General features: G+C 45.5%; 29 protein-coding genes. 4 read left to right on the top strand and 25 right to left on the bottom strand.

Features of this window, described 5'->3' with window-relative positions; all coding sequences use genetic code 11:
- Window positions 1-76: 76 nt before the first annotated feature.
- The 4 genes from MHI15_RS10685 to MHI15_RS10700 form a co-directional block, all read right to left on the bottom strand.
- Window positions 77-691, bottom strand: coding sequence for a zf-HC2 domain-containing protein (locus MHI15_RS10685; protein WP_036681404.1), 615 nt, complete (start codon window positions 689-691; stop codon window positions 77-79).
- Window positions 692-812: 121 nt separating this feature from the next.
- On the bottom strand, window positions 813-1,379 hold the full coding sequence (gene sigW / locus MHI15_RS10690; RefSeq protein WP_036681288.1) for an RNA polymerase sigma factor SigW: 567 nt from the start codon (window positions 1,377-1,379) through the stop codon (window positions 813-815).
- Window positions 1,380-1,892: 513 nt separating this feature from the next.
- Window positions 1,893-4,685, bottom strand: coding sequence for a phosphoenolpyruvate carboxylase (gene ppc, locus MHI15_RS10695; RefSeq protein ID WP_038573414.1), 2,793 nt, complete (start codon window positions 4,683-4,685; stop codon window positions 1,893-1,895).
- 234 nt (window positions 4,686-4,919) lie between these two features.
- Complete coding sequence (locus tag MHI15_RS10700) at window positions 4,920-5,813, bottom strand: LysR family transcriptional regulator (protein ID WP_341164409.1); 894 nt, start codon at window positions 5,811-5,813, stop codon at window positions 4,920-4,922.
- Between the two features lie 165 nt (window positions 5,814-5,978).
- Here MHI15_RS10700 and MHI15_RS10705 point away from each other — a divergent pair, with 165 nt between their 5' ends.
- The 4 genes from MHI15_RS10705 to MHI15_RS10720 all read left to right on the top strand — a co-directional run bounded on the left by MHI15_RS10705 (window position 5,979) and on the right by MHI15_RS10720 (window position 11,109).
- Window positions 5,979-6,947 (top strand): ABC transporter ATP-binding protein, encoded by a 969-nt coding sequence (locus tag MHI15_RS10705; RefSeq protein WP_076219057.1) that lies wholly within the window; start codon window positions 5,979-5,981, stop codon window positions 6,945-6,947.
- 90 nt (window positions 6,948-7,037) lie between these two features.
- Window positions 7,038-8,117, top strand: a complete 1,080-nt coding sequence (locus tag MHI15_RS10710; protein WP_341164522.1) for an ABC transporter substrate-binding protein — start codon at window positions 7,038-7,040, stop codon at window positions 8,115-8,117.
- 5 nt (window positions 8,118-8,122) lie between these two features.
- Window positions 8,123-9,802: an ABC transporter permease gene (locus MHI15_RS10715; RefSeq protein WP_341164410.1), complete on the top strand. Its 1,680-nt coding sequence runs from the start codon at window positions 8,123-8,125 to the stop codon at window positions 9,800-9,802.
- Window positions 9,799-11,109, top strand: coding sequence for an MBL fold metallo-hydrolase (locus tag MHI15_RS10720; protein WP_076307203.1), 1,311 nt, complete (start codon window positions 9,799-9,801; stop codon window positions 11,107-11,109). The genes MHI15_RS10715 and MHI15_RS10720 overlap by 4 nt, the downstream gene beginning before the upstream one ends.
- Before the next feature lie 103 nt (window positions 11,110-11,212).
- On the opposite strand, the gene MHI15_RS10725 is transcribed toward MHI15_RS10720, so the two are convergent.
- From MHI15_RS10725 to MHI15_RS10825, 21 genes are all read right to left on the bottom strand, one after another.
- Window positions 11,213-11,494 (bottom strand): holin, encoded by a 282-nt coding sequence (locus MHI15_RS10725; protein WP_076280160.1) that lies wholly within the window; start codon window positions 11,492-11,494, stop codon window positions 11,213-11,215.
- A 12-nt stretch (window positions 11,495-11,506) separates the two neighbouring features.
- A complete protein-coding gene (locus MHI15_RS10730; protein ID WP_076282708.1) occupies window positions 11,507-12,199 on the bottom strand; it encodes a M15 family metallopeptidase in 693 nt (230 codons plus the stop codon).
- Entirely contained in the window at window positions 12,200-12,604 is a 405-nt protein-coding gene (locus tag MHI15_RS10735) for a hypothetical protein (protein ID WP_076309015.1), read from the bottom strand.
- A 73-nt stretch (window positions 12,605-12,677) separates the two neighbouring features.
- On the bottom strand, window positions 12,678-12,809 hold the full coding sequence (locus MHI15_RS10740; RefSeq protein WP_081388385.1) for an XkdX family protein: 132 nt from the start codon (window positions 12,807-12,809) through the stop codon (window positions 12,678-12,680).
- 125 nt (window positions 12,810-12,934) lie between these two features.
- Window positions 12,935-13,252: a hypothetical protein gene (locus MHI15_RS10745; protein WP_076099877.1), complete on the bottom strand. Its 318-nt coding sequence runs from the start codon at window positions 13,250-13,252 to the stop codon at window positions 12,935-12,937.
- A 19-nt stretch (window positions 13,253-13,271) separates the two neighbouring features.
- On the bottom strand, window positions 13,272-14,885 hold the full coding sequence (locus MHI15_RS10750) for a hypothetical protein (RefSeq protein ID WP_076099875.1): 1,614 nt from the start codon (window positions 14,883-14,885) through the stop codon (window positions 13,272-13,274).
- A gap of 11 nt (window positions 14,886-14,896) precedes the next feature.
- Window positions 14,897-15,508, bottom strand: coding sequence for a putative phage tail protein (locus MHI15_RS10755; protein WP_341164411.1), 612 nt, complete (start codon window positions 15,506-15,508; stop codon window positions 14,897-14,899).
- A 3-nt stretch (window positions 15,509-15,511) separates the two neighbouring features.
- Complete coding sequence (locus MHI15_RS10760) at window positions 15,512-15,847, bottom strand: hyaluronate lyase N-terminal domain-containing protein (RefSeq protein WP_076099872.1); 336 nt, start codon at window positions 15,845-15,847, stop codon at window positions 15,512-15,514.
- 11 nt (window positions 15,848-15,858) lie between these two features.
- Window positions 15,859-16,881, bottom strand: coding sequence for a DUF2793 domain-containing protein (locus MHI15_RS10765; protein ID WP_341164412.1), 1,023 nt, complete (start codon window positions 16,879-16,881; stop codon window positions 15,859-15,861).
- 1 nt (window position 16,882) lies between these two features.
- On the bottom strand, window positions 16,883-17,296 hold the full coding sequence (locus tag MHI15_RS10770) for a phosphoglucomutase (protein WP_341164413.1): 414 nt from the start codon (window positions 17,294-17,296) through the stop codon (window positions 16,883-16,885).
- Window position 17,297: 1 nt separating this feature from the next.
- Window positions 17,298-18,356 (bottom strand): baseplate J/gp47 family protein, encoded by a 1,059-nt coding sequence (locus MHI15_RS10775; protein WP_340033725.1) that lies wholly within the window; start codon window positions 18,354-18,356, stop codon window positions 17,298-17,300.
- A complete protein-coding gene (locus MHI15_RS10780; protein ID WP_076186586.1) occupies window positions 18,349-18,780 on the bottom strand; it encodes a DUF2634 domain-containing protein in 432 nt (143 codons plus the stop codon). Before MHI15_RS10780 ends, MHI15_RS10775 begins: the two co-directional genes overlap by 8 nt.
- Complete coding sequence (locus tag MHI15_RS10785) at window positions 18,777-19,073, bottom strand: DUF2577 domain-containing protein (RefSeq protein WP_076099903.1); 297 nt, start codon at window positions 19,071-19,073, stop codon at window positions 18,777-18,779. The genes MHI15_RS10780 and MHI15_RS10785 overlap by 4 nt, the downstream gene beginning before the upstream one ends.
- Before the next feature lie 5 nt (window positions 19,074-19,078).
- Window positions 19,079-20,041: an XkdQ/YqbQ family protein gene (locus MHI15_RS10790; protein ID WP_076129764.1), complete on the bottom strand. Its 963-nt coding sequence runs from the start codon at window positions 20,039-20,041 to the stop codon at window positions 19,079-19,081.
- A gap of 9 nt (window positions 20,042-20,050) precedes the next feature.
- Window positions 20,051-20,803 (bottom strand): LysM peptidoglycan-binding domain-containing protein, encoded by a 753-nt coding sequence (locus tag MHI15_RS10795; RefSeq protein WP_076309020.1) that lies wholly within the window; start codon window positions 20,801-20,803, stop codon window positions 20,051-20,053.
- 1 nt (window position 20,804) lies between these two features.
- On the bottom strand, window positions 20,805-22,748 hold the full coding sequence (locus tag MHI15_RS10800; protein ID WP_341164414.1) for a hypothetical protein: 1,944 nt from the start codon (window positions 22,746-22,748) through the stop codon (window positions 20,805-20,807).
- A gap of 194 nt (window positions 22,749-22,942) precedes the next feature.
- Window positions 22,943-23,365, bottom strand: coding sequence for a phage tail assembly chaperone (locus MHI15_RS10805; protein ID WP_076129761.1), 423 nt, complete (start codon window positions 23,363-23,365; stop codon window positions 22,943-22,945).
- Window positions 23,366-23,491: 126 nt separating this feature from the next.
- On the bottom strand, window positions 23,492-23,962 hold the full coding sequence (locus MHI15_RS10810) for a phage tail tube protein (protein ID WP_036681245.1): 471 nt from the start codon (window positions 23,960-23,962) through the stop codon (window positions 23,492-23,494).
- A 1-nt stretch (window position 23,963) separates the two neighbouring features.
- Complete coding sequence (locus MHI15_RS10815; RefSeq protein ID WP_076303125.1) at window positions 23,964-25,286, bottom strand: phage tail sheath family protein; 1,323 nt, start codon at window positions 25,284-25,286, stop codon at window positions 23,964-23,966.
- Entirely contained in the window at window positions 25,286-25,465 is a 180-nt protein-coding gene (locus tag MHI15_RS10820) for a hypothetical protein (RefSeq protein ID WP_076220512.1), read from the bottom strand. Before MHI15_RS10820 ends, MHI15_RS10815 begins: the two co-directional genes overlap by 1 nt.
- A complete protein-coding gene (locus tag MHI15_RS10825) occupies window positions 25,462-25,875 on the bottom strand; it encodes a phage tail terminator family protein (protein WP_038573440.1) in 414 nt (137 codons plus the stop codon). Before MHI15_RS10825 ends, MHI15_RS10820 begins: the two co-directional genes overlap by 4 nt.
- Window positions 25,876-25,998: the final 123 nt, after the last annotated feature.

The raw sequence follows: 25,998 nt of genomic DNA on the forward strand, positions 1-25,998 counted from the left end.
GGAAACAAAAAAGCGCCATCTTTCCGGAAAAAGAGGCGCTAATTAATATTCCTGCTCAAGGTAACCACTGCCCGCATTAACGGTAGGCAACTTCAGAGAACATGTTCGTCACTTTATACCAGAACCAGCTTACTGCCTGGTCTATGCTTTTGACTTGCCCAGAAATATGAGCTGTTGAAGCCTGATATAGAGATCCGTCAATGACTGTCACGTTGCCGTTCACTTCTCCATATACCTGTGCTTTACCGTTCTCTATGGTAAGGTCTCCGGTAATTATTTTGCCGGAAGGTACAATTACAGTATCCCCTTTGATGACCACTTGATCCAAATCAACACCTCTAACTACAAGTTGTCTGTCTGGACTCCAAAAAGTTACGGTGCTCATCAGCATAACGACAAGGAATAGAGATGCCGCTGTAAGTGCAGGGTGCCTCTTGATCCAGGTAATAAAGGCTTTTTCTTTCTTAGTCTTTGGCAATGAACTCATTATCCGGCTCACAAGATCATCTGAAGCTACAGGATTCTGATGCATTAGGGAGAACATCAACATATCTGTCTGTTCCAATTCTTTAAACTTTGCACGGCAATCTGGACAGGATAGAAGATGCTCCTTCAATTCCCTCTGCTGCTGTTCGGGCAAGTCGTCATCCAAGTAGTCATGCATCATAGAGACGGCCAGTTTGCATTCCATAGGAGCCAATCCTTTCATGAGTGCTATTTAATTATCCTAAGACAAAGGGTCAGGACACATAAGACTTGCTTAACTTACATACGTCGCTCTCGAAAAGATGTTTCATAAATAAAATCTATTTTTACATTTTTGGGCCTAATTTTTTACGCAAAAATTCACGGCCTCGATGTACACGCGTCTTAATCGTGGTCACGGGCATATCCAGGACATCACTAATCTCCTGAAGGGACAGATCCTGCAGGTATCTCAGAATCATCACCGACCTGTATTTCACAGGCAGACTGTCAATCGCTTCATAGATTAGCCCCTGCGTCTCAGAGAGCAATAGTTCGGTCTCAGGTGTCACATTGTCGCTCGGAATCAATGAATAGCCATCAAGGCCCTCCTGATCGTTCATTTCAGCATCCAGCGAATAGGTTGGTTTTCGTTTACGCAATCTATCAATACAGAGGTTCGTTCCAATCCGGTAAATCCATGTGGAGAACTTCTGTTTATCATCATAACGATCCAAATTCCTATACACACGCAAAAAGGTCTCCTGAACAATATCCTCCGCCTCATGGCGATTGTTCAACATCCTGTAAGCTAAATGATATATTTTGTCTTTATATAGTTCCACAAGCTCGGCAAATGCCCTTTGGTCGCCCTTCAAGGCGAGCTTTGTCAATCTGCCTTCCAAATTCTCCACCTGTTAACTCCCCCAGACTTGCCGCCCTTGGTATTTCTTCGCAAATATCCACGGTACAAGCAATTAAATCGTAATTCAAGTTTGTGTAAAAATCAAGGATTGTATTGTAACCTTCTATGTAAACTGAGTTAAAAACTGGACAACTTGGTATAGGCGATTAAGTGCAACTCCGAGAAATATTTGAACTTCCGGTCGCTGTTATCCTCACATTTCCTGATTATAAACCGCATATAGCGGTCGAAATCTGAGGATAAAGGCGAACGCTGGCGCTCCTACAGTTCCAAATATTCTCTACGCTGCTCCATCACCGAAGTAATAAGTGCCACGTTAATTACCTCCGATTACATCTCGGTTACTTGGGTAGGGCAATAAAGATATATCGGGTATGACTCTCCAATATTTAGGAACAAATAAAGTTCACAGCAGCAATATACAGTTTATGATCACAACAACTTGTATTAGGCAAAAAAAGTCCGCCCCAAATAGGGCGGACTTTTTGTTGTTGAGACTATATCAGCCGGTATTCCGAAGACCGGCGGCAATGCCGTTGATGGTAAGCAATACTTCGCGAAGCAGCTCGCTATCATCTCCATCAATTTCACGGAGCGCTCTAAGCTCAGATAGCAATTGAACCTGCAGGTAGCTAAGCGGATCAACGTATGGATTACGGAGTCTGATCGACTCTTGAATCACAGGAACGTTATCCAGAATATCCTGCTGGCCTGTAATCTTCAGGATTAGCTCAGAAGTCAGATTAAATTCATCTTCAATCTGGCCAAAGATCCGTTGACGTGCTTCCTCGTTCTTGCCCATGCTGGCGTATTCCTTAGCAATGATCAAGTCCGCTTTTGAAATAGCCATTTGCAGCGTATCTATCAGTGTAGTAAAGAATGAGAAGTTCTCATACATATGTTGCATTATCTTCAGATTCTCTTCCTTACCCTCATAGAAACTCTGCAGTCCGGTTCCAGCAGCGTACCAGGCTGGGAGCAAATAACGGCTTTGTGTCCATGCAAATACCCAAGGAATTGCGCGCAGATCTTCAAAACGATCGCTGTTCTTCCGTTTGGAAGGACGGGAACCGATATTAAGCTCTCCTACCTCAGGCAGAGGTGTTGATTCTTTGAAATAAGTCAGGAAATCCGGATCACGGAAGATCAAATCCTGATATTTGTTCAGCGAGACCTCAGAAATACGGGCAACAATCTCTTCCCATTTCTCTTCATAAAGATCCGCTTGTGGCACTCTCGCACTAATTGCTGCTGTTACAAGCGCAGATGTCGCTTGCTCCAGACTGCGGTAAGCAATCCCTTGCATGGAGTAACGGGAGGAGATTACTTCTCCCTGCTCGGTAATCTTAATCCCGCCGCCAATTGTCGAAGCAGGCTGAGCAAGAATACTGCGGTTAAGTGGCATACCCCCGCGGCCGAGCGCTCCACCACGACCATGGAAGAACTTCAGCTTGATTCCGAACTTATCCGCTGTCGCTGTAATTTCTTTTAGGGCAACACGCAGTTCCCAGTTAGCAGTAACCACGCCGCCATCTTTATTACTATCTGAATATCCAAGCATGATTTCCTGCAAATCATTCATTGCTCTTACCGCATCACGGTAGATCGGCATATTGAGCAGTGTGTTCATAATTTGCGGTGCTTCATGCAAGTCATCAATCGTTTCAAAAAGTGGCACAGCTTGCAGGGTACATACAACTGTACCGTCGTTATCCTTGCGGAATAGTCCTACCTCTTTGGCGAAGACCATAACCTCCAGAATGTCACTCGCAGCTTCAGCCATACTGATCAGATAACTGGTGATACATTGTTTGCCGTACTCTTCCTGCGATGCGAAGATCGTCCGGTAAACAGCCAGACACTCCTCTGTACTTTCAGTATAAGTCTGGTAAGAAGAGGTCAACGGACGTGGATCATTCAGCAATTTCTCCAGCAGATCAATCTTCTCGATCTCCGTCAACTTAGAGTAGTCCGGCGAAATGTTCATCTTCGCCAAAATTTCTGTCATGGCATTCTCATGTTCTTGACTGTGTTGACGCACGTCAAGAGTTGCCGTATGGAATCCGAACAGCTCCACTTGGCGGATTAGCTTTTTAATATAAGTATCGGCCACATAGTCGGCATAGTGATGCCGTAGACTGCGGTCAATGACATTCAAATCATCTATGAACTCCTCAGGTGTAGCATAACGCTCAGGAGTATCTTTTTTCTCATCATCCAAAACATTTTGTGTCTTAGAGATCATGTAGCTAAGTTTAATACGGTAAGGTTCATTGTCATTGCGCCATTCTTCCATCTTGCCTAGGTTAATGATCTGACGATCAGCTTCGATGGATTCTACGAGCTCAGGCGTCACTTTAACAATACTTGTGCTAAAGCTTAGATATTTCATGAGTTCACGCATAATACGCTGATATTCACGAATGGCCAGCTTACGCTGCATGCGTAAAGTCTGCGCAGTGACTGTTGAGGTTACCGATGGGTTACCATCACGGTCTCCGCCAATCCATGATCCAAAACGTAAGTAGGTTGGCACATGCCAATTCTGTCCTGGATAATATTTGCTCAGACAGCGTTCAAGCTCTTGATACACGTCAGGCAATACATGGAAAATCGTCTCATGAAAATAGTACATTCCATTACGCACTTCATCGAGTACTGTAGGCTTGCGGTCACGCAGCTCATCCGTTTGCCAAAGCGTAATCACTTCATTCAATAACTTCTCGCGAAGCTGTTCACGTTCACGGAAAGTTAAAGTAGGGTTATCAAGACCCATAACATCATCGGATATCCGTTTATGAATATCGAGAATCGCACGGCGCATAGCTTCCGTTGGATGTGCCGTCATTACAAGTTCCAGAGACAATCCTTCAATAATCTCGTTGACTTCCTCATGAGAGAAATCACGTTCACGAAGCTCTTGAATAGCGCTTTCTATAGAACCGGGTTGTACTGTCTCCCCAGCTGAACGTTCATAGTCACGTTTACGGCGAATCCGGTGGTTCTGTTCGGCAATATTCACCAATTGAAAATAAATGGCGAACGCTCTTATTACCTGATGACGGTTCTCCGGATCCAAAGAATTGATTAACTCCTTAAATTCACTATGCAGTTCAGGTAAAAATAGTGAGCGTAGCGATTTACTGGTCTCGCGGATCTTCTCCACGATCTCTAGCAGTTCGTTACCGCCTTGGTGAACCAAGACCTCTCCTAAAATGTTCCCCAAGAACCGTACGTCCCGTCGCAGCAGATTGTTAGAGTTGCTTTTGCTGACGGTAGTCGTAAGTTCGGTCATGCTGCTCCCCCCATTCTCTTCCGGATCAATGTGTTAAGTTTGTCTGTCTAAATATCGTCTATTAAAGCTTCCTCATATCATACAATAAAACCGTTTGAAAATCTGCAACTTTTTTGCGCTGTAAAGCGACACAGCACCTAAGATTATACACCAATTTCTGAATTTATACAGTCCTTATATTTTATGTATTCTTTCATATATATAATGGCTCTATCGTATATTCTCTATGTATGCTTATATTCGGATTGTGCGGAGCTGATCAATGAACAGTCCAATTAAAGGAGAATAATGGCGATCACGGTTATACGAATAATAAATATGTCTTTCAAAATTATAATCCGGAATGGCTCGCATTAGCAATCTTCCTCTGGCTACCTGGTCCTCCACAGCAAGGCGTGAAATAAATGAAACATGTTGTCCACTCATGAGCGATTGCTTAATTGCCTCCAGTGAATCGAGCAAAATATGCGGTTTTGATTCTTTTCCCTCTCGTTCAAACCATTTATCCGTCAACTGGCGTGTGCTTGATTCCTTGTCATGTAAAATAAAGCTCGCTGAAGCAATCATCGCTGAGTTTAAATTAGAAAATCCGGCAAAATCATGTGTAGGTGCAAAAACAAGGACAAGCTCATCCTCACATAAGGCTTGAGTATGCAGATCAGGCAGATAAAAAGATTCCGTAGACAAAATACCAAGATCAATCTCATGGCTGGCAAGCATTTCTTTGATCACCGGTGAAGGCTTAACCGATAAAGAAATGGTAATCCCCGGATGCTGTTCGCCAAACTGCCCCAATATTTGTGGAAGAATATAAGTAGCTGGAACATAACTGGCGCCAATTTTCAGTGTCCCCCGACCTGCCTGACTGAACTCTTTTACTACCCGCTCCGCTTCCGCAGCAAGCGCATTGATTTTGATCGCATAATGAAGAAAAGCTTTGCCACTCTCCGTAAGAATCATTTTATCCATTCTGGATTCAAATAACTTCTCCCCCAATTGCTGCTCTAAATTCTTCAAATGATACGTAACGGTGGGCTGCTTTAGTCCGAGTTTATCTGCTACCGTGGTAATTTTTTTATGTTTATTCAGCAGTTCTACAATTTCCAGCTTCATTAGATTAAGGTTCATTCTCTTCCACTCCCTCGCCTTTTCCTAAACGGTAACATAGAAGAATTCTATGAATGTTAAAATAAATCGGCAAAAAAGTTAATATCACAGTTACATTCAGCAAATATAGCGGGAATTCTTTACCTTTACACTAAGAACAAGCTTAAGAACAGGCAGGTAGATAGAATGAAGGAAATTACAATCCACAGATTGGAAAAGAAATTCGGAGATGTGCATGCCTTGAAGGCTGCAGATCTGAAGATTCCCGCTGGAAGCTTTACGACATTACTCGGTCCTTCAGGTTGTGGAAAGACGACACTACTCCGTCTGATTGCTGGGCTGGAAACACCGGATGCAGGAGAAATTCTGATCGATGATGAGTTTATTTTTTCAGGCAGCAAAAGAATTAGCCACCCCATTCATCGCCGTAACTTTGGCATGGTTTTTCAAGATTTCGCCCTCTGGCCGCATCTGACTGTGTTCGAGAATGTAGCCTTCGGACTTCGAGCTTCCAAACAAAAAAAGAATTTACGGGTTCGGGTGCAGGAGGCGCTTCGATCGGTCAAGCTGGAGGGGCTGGAGCTGCGTTTTCCACATCAGCTGTCCGGTGGACAACAGCAGCGGGTTGCTTTTGCCAGAGCCGTAGTCATGCGCCCTCAGCTTGTATTATTCGATGAACCATTAAGTGCGCTGGATGCGGTCTTGCGAGATGAAATGAGGCTGGAGTTAATCTCCTTGGTGAAAAACATGGGCATTACAGCCCTGTATGTGACGCATGATCAAACCGAAGCGATGTCTATGTCAGATGAAGTAGTTGTAATGCAAGGTGGTACTATTTTACAAAGTGGATCTCCTGAGGACATTTATCGTAAACCGAGTCATCCTTTTGTAGCCCACTTTATTGGTAAATCCAACTGGATCGTTCCGGATAAACAGATGCTGCGTCCAGAACATTTACGCTGGTCTCAGGAGAATGCTTCCTCTCTTCCTTTTACAGGGACTATTCAGCATGTGAGTTATATGGGGGATCGCTATGAGATCATTCTGGACATGGAGCACAATGGGACTTGGACCGCTTATCATGAGCGGCGCCTACCTGTAGGGGAAAAGATTCAGCTGTACGCTTCAGAGCACCAAATCCATCATCTGAATTAAGCGTCCACTGCATGGAATGGCTCTATATGATGCTGTTCCATGCAGCAAGATGCACACAACAATATTAGGGAGGCAATAACATTGAATCAAATGAAAAAGACAAAAGGGTTAAGTTCACTTCTTCTAACAACTGTACTTGGTATTACTTTAGTGGGCTGCGGCTCCTCGAACACCCCTGCGGCTAACGCAAGCAACAACCAAACCGATACTGCGGCGGCGACGCAAACTGAAGCCCCACAACCAACAGAAAAGACACTAAGCGGCAATCTTGTCGTTTACAGTGCAGGCCCTGAAGGTTTAGCCAATAAAATCAAAGACGGATTTGAAGCCAAAACCGGCGTTAAGGTTGAAATGTTCCAAGGCACTACAGGAAAAATACTTGCCCGCATGGAAGCAGAAAAATCCAACCCGGTCGTTGATGTTGTTGTCCTCGCCTCTCTTCCGTCCATGCAAGGAATGAAAAACGACGGATTATTACTTCCATATAAAGAAGCGATTAATGCAGACAAGCTGGTTAGCGATTGGTCAGATATAGATGAAGGTAACTATTTCAGTTACAGTGCATCCGCACTCGGTATTGTCTACAATACCAAAAAAGTAAGCTCACCGCCGACCTCCTGGGATGACCTCAGCAAAGCGGAATGGAAGGGTGCAGTCAATATCCCTGATCCTTCACTTTCCGGCTCGGCTCTTGATTTCATGACTGGGTATTTAAGTGCTAAGGGGGACAGTGGCTGGGATCTTTTCAAACAATATAAAAGCAATGAAGTAGCTATGGCAGGCGCCAATCAAGAGGCACTTGATCCGGTGATTACCGGTGCTAAATCCGTCGTTGCTGCTGGCGTAGATTACATGGCTTATAAAGCAAAGGCTGACGGAGAACCTGTGGATATCGTCTATCCTGCTGAAGGAACTGTAATCAGCCCTCGTCCGGCTGCGATCATTAAGACAAGCCCGAATGTAGATAACGCCAAGGCTTTTATCGACTACCTTCTCTCCGATGAAGCGCAAGCCCTTGTTGCCAAAGCCTATTTGCTGCCAGGCAGAACTGACGTGAAGGCAGAAAATCGTGCCAATCTTGAAGAAATCAAAACATTTGATGTGAATTGGGAATGGATGAATGAGCACGGCGATGAAGTTTCCTCGACCTTCACACAAATTTTTAAATAAGCGTAATGAATACTAACTCTTTGCGCTCATTTAAATGGGTGAGCGGTGGACTGGCTTTATTTATACTAACCGTGCTCGTGCTGCTGCCACTCCTGCTCATATTCTGGACCAGTATTTATCCAGAGGAGCATCTCGACATAGCCGCACCGCTACGCACCATTATGGGGAGCAATGACCTAGTAGAGGTGCTGCTGAATTCTATCGGGCTTGGGGTAAGCGTCATTCTGCTAACTACTTTGTTTGCGCTGCCTCTAGCCTGGATTATGGCAAAAACCGACTTAGGGCGCCACAACTGGCTGGATGTCGTGCTGTTAATTCCATTTATGACGCCGCCTTACATTGGTTCTATGGGTTGGATGTTGTTTATGCAGACGGGTGGGTATATGGAGCAGTTTCTGCCCTCCTCCTCCGTGTTGACACCATATTTCTTTAGCTATGGGGGTATGGTGCTGATCATGAGCCTTCACCTGTTTCCCTTCCTGTACCTGCTGCTGCGCAATGCGCTTTTGCAGATCGGGGGCAATCTGGAGGAAGCAGCCTCGGTTCACGGCGCCCCCTTCTTTTACAGATTTAAAAGAGTGATTATTCCTTTACTGCTCTCTAGCTATGGGCTTGGAGCACTGCTCATCTTCGTCAAAACCATTGCTGAATTCGGTACCCCTGCGACCTTTGGCCGCAGGATCGGCTTTTACGTGCTGACCTCTGAGATCCATAAATATATCTCCAGTTGGCCGATTGATTTTGGTAAGGCTACTTCACTAGCCTCCTTGCTGCTCGGAGTTTGTCTTGTCATGTGGTACATCCAGACTATAATTAGCAGCCGCTACTCTTACCGTCTGATCGGTGGAAAAGGAACTCGTACTAAACGTTATAAGAGTACAGGCATCGTAGGGTTTCTTAGCTGGGGTTATGTTCTTCTGTTGCTTCTGGCATCCATCGGCATTCCTTATTTCTCTATCATAACAGCCTCATTATTGAAGCTTCGGGGAGAAGGTGTATCCTGGAGCAATTTAACCTTAAAACATTATGCAGAGCTGTTATCCCCGGGCTCACAAGGACTTGAGGCCTTATTAAATAGCTTCACATTAGCTATCGTTGCTTCCAGTATCGCTGTTATTCTGGGGACTTGGTTTGCCTTAACGGTAGGAAAAGGGGCTACATTCAAGCAGAAAATTACAGATTTATTCAGCTTGCTTCCAAATACAGTCCCTGGAATTGTAATTGTAGTAGGGCTAATTCTGCTGTGGAATGCCCGCTGGATGCCTATCCCGCTCTATAATTCCTACTGGATGGTTGTACTGACTTATGTCGTACTTTTCCTTCCTTATACTGTTCAGTATGTAAAAGCAAGCTATGGGCAAATCGATTCCTCTCTGATGCAAGCGGGACAAGTATTCGGAGGTAGTAAGCTGTATGTGTTCCGCCGTATCCTGCTTCCCCTCATCCTTCCGGGGATGGTGGCTGGCTGGATGATGACCTTCACCATTTCCAATCGGGAACTGGTAGCCTCATTACTCATTCTTCCGCCTTCAATGCAGACCTCGGCAACATATATTTTCGCCCAGTTTGAACAAGGTGCGGTAGCGATGGGGATGGCCATGGCTGTAATCTCTGTAGGCATCACTACCTTATTACTATTAGTCTTAGAATATTTAAGCCCAGATAGAAAGCGGAGACAACAATGAGCACACTAACGATTTGGGGAGGGGCCGGAGAGCATGGCCGTTCCTCCTATCTTTTGCAGGGCAAGGATTCACGAAATGGCATCCTGCTCGATTGTGGCGTAAAAAAAGAAGGCCCCGGTGAATACCCCCTACTTGATACGGATATTATTCCACATTTGCAGGCAGTATTTCTGTCTCATGCGCATGAGGATCATTCCATAGCGCTGCCCTTACTTTATAAACACGGATACAGAGGTAAGGTATGGACTACTAGATCTACCTCATTACAGCTTCCTGATTATTTCGAGGCCTGGGATAAATATGTGGCGGCTCAATCCGCCCCGCTCCCCTATGAGGAAACGGATAAAAAAGCTATTCAATTCATGTATTTAGAGGAGTATGTCTCCCCTCACACTTGGCTGACGCTTGCGCCTAACCTTCGAGTTCAATGGGGACGTAGCGGGCATTTAGCAGGTTCGGTTTGGTTGGCCCTAGAATGGGAGGGCAAGACTGTATTTTTCTCGGGGGATTATTCGGAGGAATCGCAGCTGCTCACGGCAGACACACCAGCAATTATGGAAGCCGAAGCTAAAAATGTGGCTGATCTGTCCATTATCGATGCCGCTTATGGGGCAGATCCTGATGAGCAGCTTGTAAAATTACAGCAATTAGAGATAGCCATCCACAACACCTTGCAAAAAGGGGGTTCTGTTCTCCTTCCCGTGCCTATCCATGGCAGAAGCCAGGAATTGATCGTATGGGCAAATGAATGTTTTCCAGATCATCAATTGATCGTTGAAGAAGCACTCGTCGCTCCTTTACGAGCATTAAGCGACAAGGTGGAATGGCTGAAAGAGGACGCTATTCAGCGCGTAAATGCGCTTTTTAACAGAAAAAACTTGTGTGTTGTATCTAATTCGGACGAACGCGCGAAGGCAATGCTGAATCTTAAGGGCGCTATCGTATTTACCAATGACGGGATGATGCAGTCAGCAAAAGCACAAGAATACTTTCAGCAACTCTCTGTTTCTCCTGACAACCATGTGATTTTTACGGGACATTTAGCGGCGGGAAGCTTTGGACATCGTCTTGTTGAGCAAGCTATGATCGGAGAATCTAGCAGCGTACGCTGTACAGTCTCACTTATCCGCTATAAAGTCCATCAAGGCTTGCCGGACATTCGCAAAATGCTCCAAACGATTCCCAGCCACCGGACAGTGCTTGTCCATGCTCCCAAACCACATATCGACCAAGTAGCTTCTATATTAAAAGGAGAAGGTTTCACAGGACTATATTCTTTACAACCCGGCAGCACGCTTTCGTTCTGAAACTTATTTATGTAATATCATGAGAAAAACAATGGGGCTCTTCCTTAGGTCTTTTTCAGACTTTTTGGAACAGCCCTTTTTATAATTCGTACCTATTATCCACTTACCCTTTCGTCGTGCCCGGGCGATCCTTAAAAGCTAGCTCAAACAACCCCGTCGCAGATAAACCTGCAAGGCCCCCAGCCCAAAGGCGAAGCACTAAATCTAGTTCGGTAAAAGGATACGCTACTACGCCGATGAACAAACCTATCAATAGTCCGATAATCGGTACTGCATTACGCGGGATGTTGATACTATTTTTGACCAACTGAACCAGTGCCAGTACGAATACTGCTAATATAGAGGCGAATGCCACAACATTATCTAAAATTGTTCCAGTTTCCATCCTTTTCCCTCCTTAGCGGGTACTTATAATCTCAACCGTTCGAGTCGCAGAATCATAACCTACCTGAGCACCCAGCGCTTCTGCAATAACACGTACAGGGACGTAGGTGATGCCTTTTTCAAGCACTCCATCTGCAACCTTAACCCCGTTAACCTTTACGACAGCAATAACATCACTCTTCAATTCTTCCTCCTCCTTCCGATTGATGACCTTATACGCTGACTCCACCGCAGATGTCGAGGGCTTTGTCCCTGCTCGTAACTGTGTGAGTGTTAACCCAAACGCCATTTGAAAATGGGGGTAATCCTTGAAGCTTGTCCAGTCGCCACCCCACTCGAAGCCCAGCCCTTTTGCCTCCTTCACAACCTCCTGCCAATCTGCGATCTGGTTGTTATTGCCGTCCCGGCACATATCCCATGACACACTCGATCCATTCGGCAGCAAAAGAGCAAAATCTACGGCCAATCCAAAATTGTGATAGCTATACCCGCCTCGCGCATTGGTTACAATCGCTCCGGGCTTGGTGCGGCCTTGTGCATAAAGAGCATCCTGCTCGGCAATTGTGCGAAGTCCCTGCGTAATGAGAATGGGGATGTTGAGTTTGTAACACCGCTCGATAAGCGCAGTAGCAGCGGAACGAACTACGGGATGTAGGTTGGTTAGGCGTTTACTTGATTTTTCTTTGATTTGGGACAAAGTGAGCATCTATACCCCTCCTTTAAATAAAAAGGCAATAATAGCAAAGATAGTTCCCGCCAGAACGTATTTAAGTAAATCGATAAACACTTTTCGTTCGCTCTTGCTGTCCGTCTGGGATTGTTGCAATAGCTGGAACACACGTGAGTCCAAAGTATCCCAACGCCGCATAATCTCGTTGAATTGAATTTTCATTTCTATCGTTGATTGTTTAATTTGCTTCACATCTTCCTCATGACGTGATTGTTTTTCTTTTAATAATACAAGCTCATTACTAAAACTTAGATGTTCTGTTCCAAATCTAAAGATCTCGTCTTGGATGACTACTAGTCTACTTTCAACATCTTCTAAACGGTGCTCAATGGGCGCTGCTTCAGCATCGCCTCCTCCTGAATTTACTCCCACAATGGTCATATAACAGCCCCCTTCTAAAGTGATAAATAAAACAGCCCTCGTAGCAGCTACGAGGGCAAAATAAAAACGCCTACTATATGGCGCTATCTGTAATCTCTTCAGCTTGTTCAACCGTTATCTTTTTAGAGGTAACAAAAACCTGTACCTGCTCCGCAGTATACAATCCTGCTTCAAAGTATCGCTTAACCAGTGCGTACCAGTGCATTTACAGTACATCTCCTTCCACAAGGCTTAGAAGTAGATTCGCTTGTTCATGCTCAGCTTGATCCAATCGAGATTGAGTCGTTGCTAGTTCGAATCCTATGCCAGCACTCTCTAATTCAAGTTTTTTTACCTTTCGGTTAAAGGCTCTTGATACACAGGCTCTTGTGGGTGCTCAGGCTCGGTGTTAGGGTCAGGATAACTGAACTCTAATTTCTTAGTATTAACGTTTACGCGGTATCCGTTGCATTCTGCAAAATCTTGCTTATATTCTTCATACTCTAGTTGAAGAATTCCAACCGTTTCAGGTACGCGTTCACTCAGAGCACGATATGCAGCAAAATCCTGATCTATAGTTGTCTCAATAACATCACCGGATCTCTCTCCGGTATCTTGAACAACATAACCTGTTGTTAGTTCATAAAATATTTTTCGTCCAATTTGCATTGTATTACCTTCCCCCCTCTTAATTCCACGCCGCCCATACATATTCCTGATAAGGCATTGTGTTTGGATTATACTGTTTATCTACCGAAAATGAACCTTCATAAAACGATATAATCAACGGAACGTCTTGCCCCATAATATACATCGCTTGTATTCCCATTCCAATAACAGGGTCTAAATAATAGATAAACATCGAACTCCAACCAAGACCACTATCAGGGTTATGTTTCATTGCGATCCCTGTTGGTCTGAACCCTAAACCACTCACATTAACAACACCCCCCGTAACTAGTGAGCCAGAAGCAAATTGTTTCGGTTGCAACGTGCCTTGCACCCCATACACCCATGTTCCGTTTCGAATATTAGATGCAATTATATTACTATCTGCCCTAGCCTGTGCAGCATTCACTACTATTTCGGGTACTCCTGTGCCCCCATTATTTAAATACGCGCCTCTTGGAATGCGAACCCATAAATTAATTCCGTCCCATGTCGTACTTACTGATGAAGCGCTGGCCGGTTGCTGCACAATCGCACCGTCAACGCCAAATATCGTCTTGCCTTGTAGAATGTTAGAAGGTACAAAATTAGGGTCACTTGCAATAATAGCACCAAAACCACCTGAATTTAATCCGCTTTTATAGTATCCGGTTTCAGGCTCTAGTACTAGACTACCAGACCAATCCCCTTTCGCACTTTTTGCGGCTTTATAGCCACTCGCAGGGGCTGAAGAAAAGTCGGGAATAGCTCCATCTACGCCAAATATCGACTTGCCTCGTAACCAGTTAGCTGTGTTATAGTTAGCGTCTTTAATATTTATCACAGTAGTTCCGTCGTTATATGCCTTAACCGGAGTAACGTCCAGATTTCCGTTGTAGCCCACTACTTTAGCAGGTGCCGCCCCTGCTGCCGCTGTGGGTATCGTCCCCGTCACTAGTCCGTTATCTTGTCCTACTGTGTAAGGCGCTAGCACCTGGGCTGCTGTTGCTGTTCCATATTCACCCCCTTCACCCTGTAAGATAAAAGCCGTGCCATCATATACAACCGTGTAAACTCCGTTCAGGGCAAGTGTTGCCGCATTTCCATTGGGTTTCTTGATTGCTTTGGCCCCTAATGTATTAGGATTGAGTGTAGGATTAGCTCCGCTATCAATGTGTGTTTTGAAACTAAATTTCAGTCCTGCTATCAGCGCCGTAGGTGCTGGGCTAAGTGTAAGAGTATATGCGGTAGCTGCACCAGCCGTAGTACCAAATCCAGTGTTGTTATTCAGTAGTGTCTTGTCCACAGCAGACATCAAGCCATTTGTAGAAGTTGTAGCTACGGCTGTACCAGCTTTTGCATTCCACGCCGTCTTTTCAGCATCCGTAACAAACCGATTACTCGCGTCTTGAGCAATAATAGCTGGTGGGTGGGTAACTGGGTGAGTATAATTATTCGCTCCTGTTGCAATCCCCGCCAGCTTCGTTTTCTCGGCGGCGGTGTAATCGTTCGTGGACAGCTGTTTGCCTGTTACTTTATCGACCTTACCATTAACGGCATTGTCCAAAATGTCCATATTCCCGTTCAGATCGGCAATATCAACGATATCTGTTCCCTCTGGCTTCTTTAAGCCCAAATTTCCTGTGGTTTGCATATGTCACTCTCCTATCTATAAGTTCTTAATTCGTTCCATGTTTTACTGTGAGCACTCTCCCAAGTCAAAGCCTTAACAGATTCCCACCAGGTATAGCTGAACACAAATTCATAAGCTAAATGCGCAGGTTTAATCTCTTCGATGATTTGAATCAACCCCGCCATATTCGGGGGAATGCCCAGCGTACTCACAAAATGAATCTCAAAACGGTACTCCTCAGGCACTTCCTTTACTTCAACCACTCCACCTGAAAAAGCTGACGCCGTCCGCTGAATCATCTCCGGTGTGGTCGTCCCATTTCCACGCAGCTTTGCCTTAATCATCTCTCGGCGTGTGGCATATGACTTGGATGAATCGATATTTAGTCCAAGCTCAGCTTCCCATCGTCCAAGGCTCACCGTTGCCGTTTCAACAAAAGCCTGATCCAGTACGTCTATAGTGCCCAGCTTCAGTCCACCAATTTCTAGCCCGATGGTCTCCTGAAGCTTCTCAATTTCGCGGACATCCTTATAATAGTCCGGCAAATACTGCATTAGATCAGGCGCCTCGACTTCACCCGGATGGCTCGAATCTTTATCTGCGGAATATTGCAATTCGCTGTATAAAGAGCTGCCGTAACTCATCCTCTACACCCCCTTCAGTTGATTCCAGGTTAGGGGGCCTTTGGGCAAATAATCATGTGTATGCGCCGCCGGAGGAAATACCACTGGTTTGCCTGCTACCCCCGCCCAAGCTACACTATCCGCTTGTTGCGCAAAATCCACCTTGCCATTGTTATTCGTATCGTAAATGCTTTTCAGCATATCCCCGGTACTCTGCGCGGCTACCAGCAAGACATTACCAGCGGCAGAACCAATGTACAGCTTGCCACTGTCTGTACAATACCCAAGCTCACCAATAGCCAGCGCTCCAATGGCGCTTTCCAAGCCGCGGCGTATTTGAATCAATGTTTTTAGAGCCATTGTCCCGCCCCCTAGAATGTTCCGCCATCAATACTGGCTACGGTAAGTCTATTGCCATTCGTTGCATCATAAACGATGCTGCTTCCATCCACACTTACAACTACACCGGATCCATCTACGGTGATCCCTTTTCCTGCCGTAACCGCAATCGCGTCTGCAGTAACCGTGATTCCATTGCCTGCACCAATATTGAGTGTCACAGCATCGGCCTGCCCCCCACCAATTAACCCGTTCCCAGCTGTAATGGTCTGTAGTGCACCACCCGTGCGTACCCATGCGCTGCCATTCCAGCTATAGATCTTTTGCTCATCATCGACGTAAGCGGTCCAACCGACGGCAGGAACATAAAATACCCAAGTGGCAGATTGGTATTCAACAATTTGATTCGTTTTGCCCGCCCATGCCCCGGTTGCCCCTGCTGGAATAATATATCGATCCCCCTCAACCGGACTGGCAGGTGGAGCCAGCAGGTTCTGGTCTTTTACCGACGCTTGCGGTTCGATGTTATGCTTAGCCAGCTCAATTTCATTTTTAATCTTTTGTGCAGACCACAAGTCTGTAATCGTAGTCCCTGTATCATTGATTGTCCGGTGCTTGGCCACATCATCAATGTGAGTCTTGATCTCAGCGGCAGTCTTTACGTTTGTGCCATCCGATACTTTATTGATATGTCCCGCACTAATATCCGCTTTAAGCACCTTCGCATAGGTTGCTCCATCAGCGATATCGTCAATTGTACCTGTCAGATCGCTAAGCTTCTGCGTGTTCACCCGCCGCCAAGCTGCCCCATCATCAAAATATAAATATCCGCTATTCGAACCCGTAGTCACGTAATACAAACGACCAACGGATCCTGCAACCGGACGCGAAGCTTCTGGCCCTGACAGCGCCCTGCCGACCATGGAATTGGACGTGCCGTCACCAATATAAACTTCCTTAGTATCACTGCAAAAACCAAGCTCGCCTGCCTTCAACACGCCATAACTCGTTAGCTCAGCCTTTGTACCCCGCTTTATTTGTATGGTCTGTGCCATTTTACACCTCTCTTTTAAATGATCCTCCGTCAATCTGGCCCTTGTTCTTATAACGCTCTATTTCAGTCTGGACAGCAGTAAGACTCACCTGCAAACCGTTAATATCCTCTGCTTCAACCGTATCGCCGGGAGTTTCGTAAGTCACATATACCTCAGGCACATCGGCAAAAATCTTAATCAACCGCCGCCAGGGCGCCTCATCCGGAAAAGACACAGTGAAATTGCGTAGCTCGATCCCGGAATACTGTGACCCTGTGTACACCGCAATGGTCTGATTATTAATATTGTCATGCGCTAGAAGACCACTGTAAACGCCATTTACAAGCGGTAATCTCTCTTCGATAACATAGCTGCTACCGTTTGCTTTTTTATTAAGTTTTTCTTGAAAAATATCAATTTGCTCTGGATAACCCATGCTACACCTCCAGTAGAACGTTGCCGAACAACGGTACTTCTTCTTCGTTCAACATCACATTGCCCGCTCCACTGTTCAACTTCAGCTCTGTGTAATCCGCAACTCCTTCAGTAGCAAGCAATAATGCCCCGATGACAGACTGACTGATATAGGTTGCTGAAAAAGCCTTCTCCTTGCGATATTTCTCAAGCATCACCTGAAAGCCTTGGTTTACAGCTTGCAGTGCATAGCCAGAAGCAAGGGTTACCTTGGCGCTTATACTGATGTTTTTGCCCGCAGCCGGTGCCACGGTCACAACAGCCCCTACCGGTGCTTGTCCCTCACCCGCTCCTGAGACCGGATCAATGTATTGCTGCACCTGAGCCGCCAACAGCTCGGATGCTGGTTTTTTTTCGGCGTCCACAATAATCACCTTCACAGTTTTAGGACCTTTCCATAATGGAAAAACACGTGCGCCTCCCACACCCGGAACTTGTAGTGCCCACTCCATATAGTGATATTTATTTCCGCTAGTAGCTGGGCGTCTGGCTGAATCCAAATAACGCTGGCGTAGTGCATCATCCGTTTCAATGTCCTCCCCAGGGATCAGAAGAGAAGCTATTTCTCCGCGCGCTAGGTCTGAAATATAATCCACTGGGAGTAAAGAGCCAAAATATCGATTTCCTTCTTCTCCAGCGGTTTCACTTTCCAAGCGATACACTCCAGGAGATAACTTCTCCACAGCCGTATAATTCAGTATTTCGAGTGAGAAGCGGCTGCCGAGTGGAACATCTAACAATCCTCCATCCGCCTTATAAAAAATCCCTTTCAGCTGTGCCTTGCTAGCTTCACGCCTTACAATGCCTGACCAGGAGATACTTCGCTCTAAGTACTCTCCGGTAGCCGTATCTGCAAAATACAGATTATTATTCACATCCAGCTCAATATACATCTGTGCCAACTCAGCAGCTGCTGGAGCCAACGCGTCATAAATGATGCTGCCCTCGCGTTTATCCAATCCTGATGGAATCCGGTCCAACATCCGCTCCAAAAGAGCCTCATACGTCTGATCCTCATACATCCTCATTCCACTCCTTTCTCAGCTGAAAATTTCCGTAACGTGTGACGACCTTACAGTCAAAAGTTAGATTATCTCCGGTAAACGAAACAACAATATTCTCTAAACTAAGGATTCGTTCATCCTGAAGTAGTGCCTCACTAACGATACGTCTGATTTCAGCTCTAACCAGCAGCCGGTCCCTACCAAGCACCAACCGCCACTCTGTTCCGTAATCAGAACTGTAAATCAGATGTTCAAACCGATCGGTTCGCAATATTTTAGCCGCCGCCTGTTGAACAGCTTCTAGTCCATCCGTTTGGCCTGTAATCCTTTTTCTCTCCCAATCCATCCGGTACGTAAGACTAGGACTTTCCCCACGCTCAAGGTTGACCTCCCCCTCAAGCAGGGCCGTTATCGGTCCAGCTTTTCCAATCGCAGGGATCATATCGGGCTCACCAGCCGATCCAGAACAATGTAGCTTTGTCCGCCCTGCATTCGAACCATTAATACGCGGTCCCCACTCGCTAGTCCTCGCCGAAGTATTACTTCTTTGCCCTCGATGTCGATCTTGCTTTCCATTACCGATTCAGGCAGCACTAACGCATTCCCCGATAAAATAAACCGCTGATCCACCTGGATCTGCAAAGGAGCTGCCTCCGTTACCGTTCCATAAGAAAAAGCCACGGGATTTGTACTTCCCACGGCTCCTAGACTTGCTTTTTTAATAATATCTAACATTATTTCTACACCACCTTAATATCGAGGGACATGGTATGCTCCCCTCCAGAAATCTTATGGCTGCATTGGTCCACCAGAAACAATTGAGTCTCGAATTCATCCAATAGGACATAAATGAAATTGCCTGCTCTTACGCGCATATCACCAATCGCCTGTACGGAGAGACTGAGCTTTTCACGGTTGTGCATTTTCAGTAAATTGTTTGCCTTCTCCTGAATTTGGGCAGCATTCGCTTTGTCATCAGCCTTCTGATACAAGTGCAGGATACCCCAGCGTTTCACATTGTCCTTGTCACTAACCGGATAGAAATCGCGTTTGCCCGATGCCTCGTTATCCTTGTACAGAAAAATCGTGTTGTACGTATCGTCATCAATACTTTTTTTGAGCGAATAATCGTACAGATAATGACCCGCTCCGAGCACCAGGTTAAGCAGCATAGAACCCGGTTTACGCAGCGTCAGCTTCCCAAAATCATCGTAAAAAGCCATCAACCGCCCCTTATACTGAAGCTCACTGCCGATGGCTCCCATAATGATGTCCAACAGCTTTTTGTCATCTTCAATTAAAGAAGGAATCCGGTACTCTGTCTCCTCCAGCACACCTGTCTTTAATCCGTAGTCCGTTGTTATTTTCTTGATCACATCACTAGCCGTAACATCCTGCAAAACATAACTACCATTGCCCAGCAAATAACGAATCTGATCATAGGCAGTCAGCTTAATCTCCTGATCCGAGCCCGTATCAATGCTGAACACAAATCCGTAAAATACATCTACATTATCTTTACTGAACTGAATAATATCACCATTGCTGATCCCAAACTTGGGAAGCTGATAGATTCCGCTATCCACAAGCGTTAACTCTAGCGTTGACGGTTTACCTGACCGTGCGGTTTTCCAAGAAATATCTGAGACGATGCCAGAAATATCCCATAGATTCCCTTCTTTATTCTTCACTAGCAGTTCCATAACACCCTCCTACGGCAGCTTGATGACTTTACCGATGGGCAGCTTTTTCAGCTCACTATCCGGAATGCCATTAAGCTTCTGAATGACTTTGTACTTCGAGCCATCTCCTAGGTTTTTTTGAGCGATGCTCCATAGACTGTCTCCAGCTTTTAAGGTATAGGTAGTAGGCTTTGCTTTTTCATTGGCCCGCTTCTGCTCCGCCTTCACTTCACCTTTGACAACCTTCACAGCTACCGCCTGATAGAATACGTATTTTTTGAGAGATAACGAATATTCAATATCCCCTGACGTACCCGCACTAAGCTTCCAAGTGAAACCTTCAATGCTCATAGCCATATTCACAGCAAAATCAATTTCTAAAGATCTATCCTCACTAATTGAAGATTCCTCTAGCCATTTCTGCGGTTTGTTTAACTTCTTTTCATCCTTTTTCGTATCATCGGGATACCTCACACCGGAGAACACAAACCGAATGGGCCGACGACTCGTCATCCATTTCTTAATAAGCTCCACATATTCAAAAGGCCTTATCAGTCCATCCTCTTGCACCAATACGAACGGATACCTTTGTGCCGGGAAAATACTTTCAATTGTGATCTCCGTAAGCTTTGGATAAGCAATCGTATTGATCTCACCCAGATCGATAATGGTATAGCTTTTTCCATCCCCACTCTCCTTGATTTCCAAGGTCTCTGGATTGACTGGCAGCCGAATTGCATCCTCCTGATTATTAAAGCCCAAAAAAATTCCGTACTCTTCCACGTTACGTATACACCCCCTGCGCCGTAGAGACAAACTCCTCGTTCAGCTTTTGCCCGATCTTGTTGATAATCGTATCAATGTCTCCGGCATTGTTAATATTCCCGGTCGTCACCTGCACCGTCGGCGTAAGCTCCACAAAATTCTGGATCGCCTGAATCTCGGCCAGCTCGCGCAGCATTTTCAGATCATCACTGGAGATGTCTACGGTGTCGTTGATGGAGCCGAGCTCGTTCACACGGTTGACGGTGTTCAAATTATTGCCCTGAGTAGCTAGTAGACCTGTTGAATCCAGTGCTTTTGTACTGCTGATCGGATTCAACATATCCTTCACTTTTTCAGTAGCATCGCGCCCTTTGTCCATCAACTTGTTCGTGGCATTCTTTCCTTTTTGACTGGCGCTATTAAAACTATCTTCAAGATTAACGTACTCGATCTTAGCAGTCTTTTGCTCTGGAAAATTATCAGCGGTAGGAGCAAACGCCTTAAAATTTTGCCGGTATTTATCGATCATATCGCTTGCCGCATGAGGAATTTCCGGCTCCTTCCTCTCAACTTTTAGTTCACTTATCCCCAATTCGTCGAAGAATGGAATATGACTTAAAGCCTCAATCATGGAATTGAATTTGTCTAGTACCCAATTGATTGCTTTTGCCATTACCTTCATGAATCCCCCGGCAAAGCCCTCTGCTCCAACTGTCATATTGTAAAGAACATTAAGGGCACCCATACCCAAATCATATAGTAGCTGCTTCATAAAATTGACCGCTTCATGAAATTTATTCACTATATAATCCCATGCAGAGATAGCTGCATTCTGTATAAAAATCCAAATGTTATCCATCACTGCGCTTAACCATCCAAATGCTCCCACTATAGCTCCAACGACATCCCCCGCAGAAATACCTAACATTTGAAAAATATAAATAAGAACAGCTATAACAGCGATAACCACTAAAATAGGCCAGTTTACTACCAACCATGCTGCTGCAAGCTGATAAGCGGCTGCTACAAGTAGAGCCACTTGTACGATCATAGCTACGAGATAGACAATGGCTATCGCTTCAAGGATCGGTTGAATCCAAGACCAGTTTTCCTGCACCACTCCAACCAACCATAATAAGCCATCCACTACCATGCCAATCACATTAGCAATGATCAGAAAGCCGTTAGCCATAGCATCTATAATCGGCATAAATTGGCTTGAAGTCAGCGCCTCGTTCAATGTATCCATCACTGGCCTCAAGGCTCCCATTGCTTTCTCACCGATTTTCCCAAGTGCAGCATCTGTATTGTCATTCAGCTTATTCCAGTCAGCGATATCTCCTGGTTGTGCCGCAGCTTTTACAGCTTTCTCCCCAAAAGACTTCACGGCATTAAATGGCTTTACCACATCAACTGTCTTGAGAAACTTCATAATTCTCGAGTCAGGAGTTGGTGGGGATGGTGGAACCGGAGGTTCCTTTTTCAGATTAATTTTGGGCTTGGGGACCGGATCAGCCTTAACCTCCGGCTTTTTCTCCTCTTCTTTCTTTTTCTCCTTCGCTTTTAGCCCTTTCCACCACTCTACCTTTTTCGCCTCTTCTTCTTCAGCCTTACCTTTTTGCACACTTGGGGAGCTATTTAATGTTCGAAGCGCTAACTGTTGTGATTGCCCTGCTTGTTGGCTTTGCTTGATAACTATATCTCTGGTAACTATGACCTTAGGAGGAAGTCTCTTAAAGCCTTCAAGCAGCGTATCATTGATATCCTGCAAAGATTGGTTCACTAGATTCAGAGAACGGCTCATCTCATCGCTTGACCGCTTAACAACTACCTGCACTCCCTTGACCAATCGATTAACGATATCCAGATTGCTGTTCACACGAACACATTGTTTATTAACACTCTTCCAAATTCCCAGAGATTTCATCGGTAGCATTACGGCTTTAGATGCGTCTATCTTCATTCTCTCACCCCCTAACTATCTCTTCCTCGCCTTACTCCGTGCCTGATCCCGCTTCTCCTTCTCTACTCGAACAGCAATCATCGCATATATTGCGGCGCGTTCGCGTGAAGACAGCTTCATCAGCTCATGGGGTAAAATGTGCAGCTCATGGAGGGCGTAATAAGCAAAATTGGCTTCACTATCGCCCTCGTTGATTAGTTTTTTACTTCATCCACCAGCTCGTTCATGTCCGTGCCAAAACCATTTAAGGCCTGCACCCGCTCACCCAACGCCGCGAATTCACCTGGTAGCAGCATTTTACGCAGCAGTGTCTCAGCGCCAAGTACGCCATAAGAACGCTGCAATTCAGCATTTTTCAGATCCGGATGCACTACACTTGAGGTCATCAGCTTCGCCATATAATCGTTAGGCTCAATTTCGGAGGTATACACTCCGTTTTTACCTTTGACTTTACGGGTTGCGGCCTTGCGGCATTCCTGATTCTCATCCTCAGTCATACTGCGCAGCTTCCAAGCTACCGCATTTCCTTCCTTATCCTTAAAACGCTGGGATACTACAAACTCCTCGGTCGTGTCACATGCTACATTTTGGGCAAAAAATAAACTTAATTCGCTCATTGTCTTCCTCCTAGAATTATTTATTTAGATACTTCTCCTGCTACTAGCTGCCAATAGACAGAGAAGAGACCCGCCGCTCATTCTACGTTCGGGTCTTGCTTGCTCCAATCTATCTAGTTGTCTTAATTAAAGCCCGGAACCTGCCGGAGCACCAAAAGCTTGCACAATCTGCACATCTTCAAAGGTAAAGCTAACTTCTTCTTCTAGAGCGTCTGACTCTGTATCGAGTGAGGCCATGATGACACTATCAAGGTTCACGCCTTTTAAAATAATACGTTGTGCTCCCACGCTGGACGATGGATCTTCGTTCGTAACCTCAATATCGAAGTACTGATCAACACCCGTATTCATATAATCGAGCATCATCTGGCGGAAACGACTAGTCATATAAAAAATCGTCATCGAACCGCTGCCCGACCATCCAGTCGCTTTATGCTGAACACCCCGGCGGCCCAGTGTTTTCACCTCTGCCTTTGTTTTTTCTACTGTAGCTTCAAGAGTTTTCACATAGAACATCTCTTCGGTTTGCGTACCGATCACAGCATAAGCACGGCCCTCCTGGCCGGAAATTGTATCACTAGCTTTTAAAAATGCCATCTTAAACCACCTTCACTTTCATATATACTTTTTCTACCGAATCTACCGGTTTCACAGCCACATCCAGCACGATACTGTCACTATCTGCACCAGCCACAACTACAACATCTGTCTGCGCGTTAAAGCCCTCAATCGCACCCATATCCTGCAAATCATTCATATAAGTCGCACACTGTGACCAGAAAAGAGCACGGCCATCTTCATTATTCGCGACCTTACCGATATAGTAGTTCTCAAAAATACGCTTCATATCATTTGCAATTCCATCCAGCACGCGCAGTACACGATTTTTGGAGAATGCTTTGCCTTTGTCCGGTGAAAACGCGGTAAATGTATTGATATCCTGTTCCACCACAGCCCGTCCGCCACTGTAAGTAAAGATAAGCTCTCCTTTTAGCAACGCAGCTGTAGTCTCAGAATGGCTAAGTCTTACATCAGCATCCACCGAATCATCATAACCCTGATAAGTCAGCGATTCATTAACAGCAGCTGCTGCTGTAGCACCAGCTACCCAAGCAACGGCATTGACGTTATCAATCGTAGTTCCGTCGCTCAGTACTACCCCATTATTCACGCTAATCACACCTTCATGACCTGCAGCCGCATAATCGGATAGTACAGCCTGTACCTTTTTCCCTTCTGTATCCCGAAGCCGTCTCACAAAAGAACTGTAGAGTGCCTTCAGAGCACTATCCTGCGATACTAGACCCACTGTTTGGAATTCCTGCACCTCAAGAGCAGACAGGAAGTCACTATGTGCTCCATTCGTCACGGTTCCGTTAGCCCCCCCTGTAAGCGGCATGCCTGCAATTAGCTTCAAGCCTTCTGCACCATTTTTCTGGAATTGAACATAATCGTTCGCGACCAACTCTTCAGCCGTTCCGACCGTTTGCTTGTTCAGTTCGGTTCCATTAAGCAACGTCTTTACATCAAAAAGAGCAGCATTCTCTATATTTTTCTCAATCACAATCAAAAGATCATTTCCGCGTACACCGCCATATTTAGCTGTTACCTGAAGGCCGTTATTTGTGACTGCCGCTTTAACACCTTCATTCAATCGATAGAGCAGCAAGGTTCCCGCCCGTTTCAGCGCTTCACGCACTGGCAGTAGAGTTGGATGTTCCAAATCCACTCCTAGCAGCTTATTCACATCATCCTGCGGGGTAATCCTCATGATTACTCCCGGTTCTCCCCAAGATAGGGCAAGCGCCAATGCCGTAATCCCGCGTTCTCCCATTTTGCCGATGGCACCTTGATTTGATGCTACATTTACGTACACCCCGGGGCGCACCTTATTTTGCGTTGTCCATGTTCCGCCTGCCATTAGTTCATTACCTCCTTATTTTTGAACAATCCCATAGATTGCTTTGCTTCTTCTAGCGTATAGTTCTTGCCATCCTGCAAAATAACGTTCAATATATCCTTTTCCCTCGGCGTAAAAAGTGGGGAATTCACAATCTGTTCCTTACTGAACCCATTCCCGTTACTTCCTTTAGTACTCATTTCAATCGTTCTCCTCCAATCATTTGTCCCATCTTAATGCTGTCAGGCTTGTCGTTTTGCAAATACAACATATAGTCAACTGTAAACAGCGGCCCATGCCCTTCAGTTCCAGCTTCCCAAGCTTGCCTAACTACACGAAAAGCTCCACCATCCTGCTCCATTCCTGCCATCGCCTCACTCAGCTTATCTGCCATTCTCTCAGCTTCCAGCAAATTGCCTTGCTCATAACGGATGCCAAAACGGTAGACCGCTAAATACCGGCCCTCCCGCTGCCGATCCAGTGTTGCTGAGATCAATCCGGGATGAAAATAAGCGGTTTGAGGTTTTTCTCCTTCTACATATACAGGCACATCAGGAAAATACCGTTCAAGTGTACTTGTAATGTGTTCTCGCAATTGTTGTACCGACATCACTCCATTCCTTTCTGATCTGCGACCGTTCGTCGATCCTTGATGGTGTTAACCTTCAACTGCATGAACATTAAGCAGACACCCCCTCAACTAGATTTAAGAAAAAAGGATACTATCCGAGGT

Origin of the sequence: Paenibacillus sp. FSL H7-0918 (genome assembly GCF_038007025.1) — a bacterium.
Lineage (GTDB): Bacteria > Bacillota > Bacilli > Paenibacillales > Paenibacillaceae > Paenibacillus_AQ > Paenibacillus_AQ odorifer.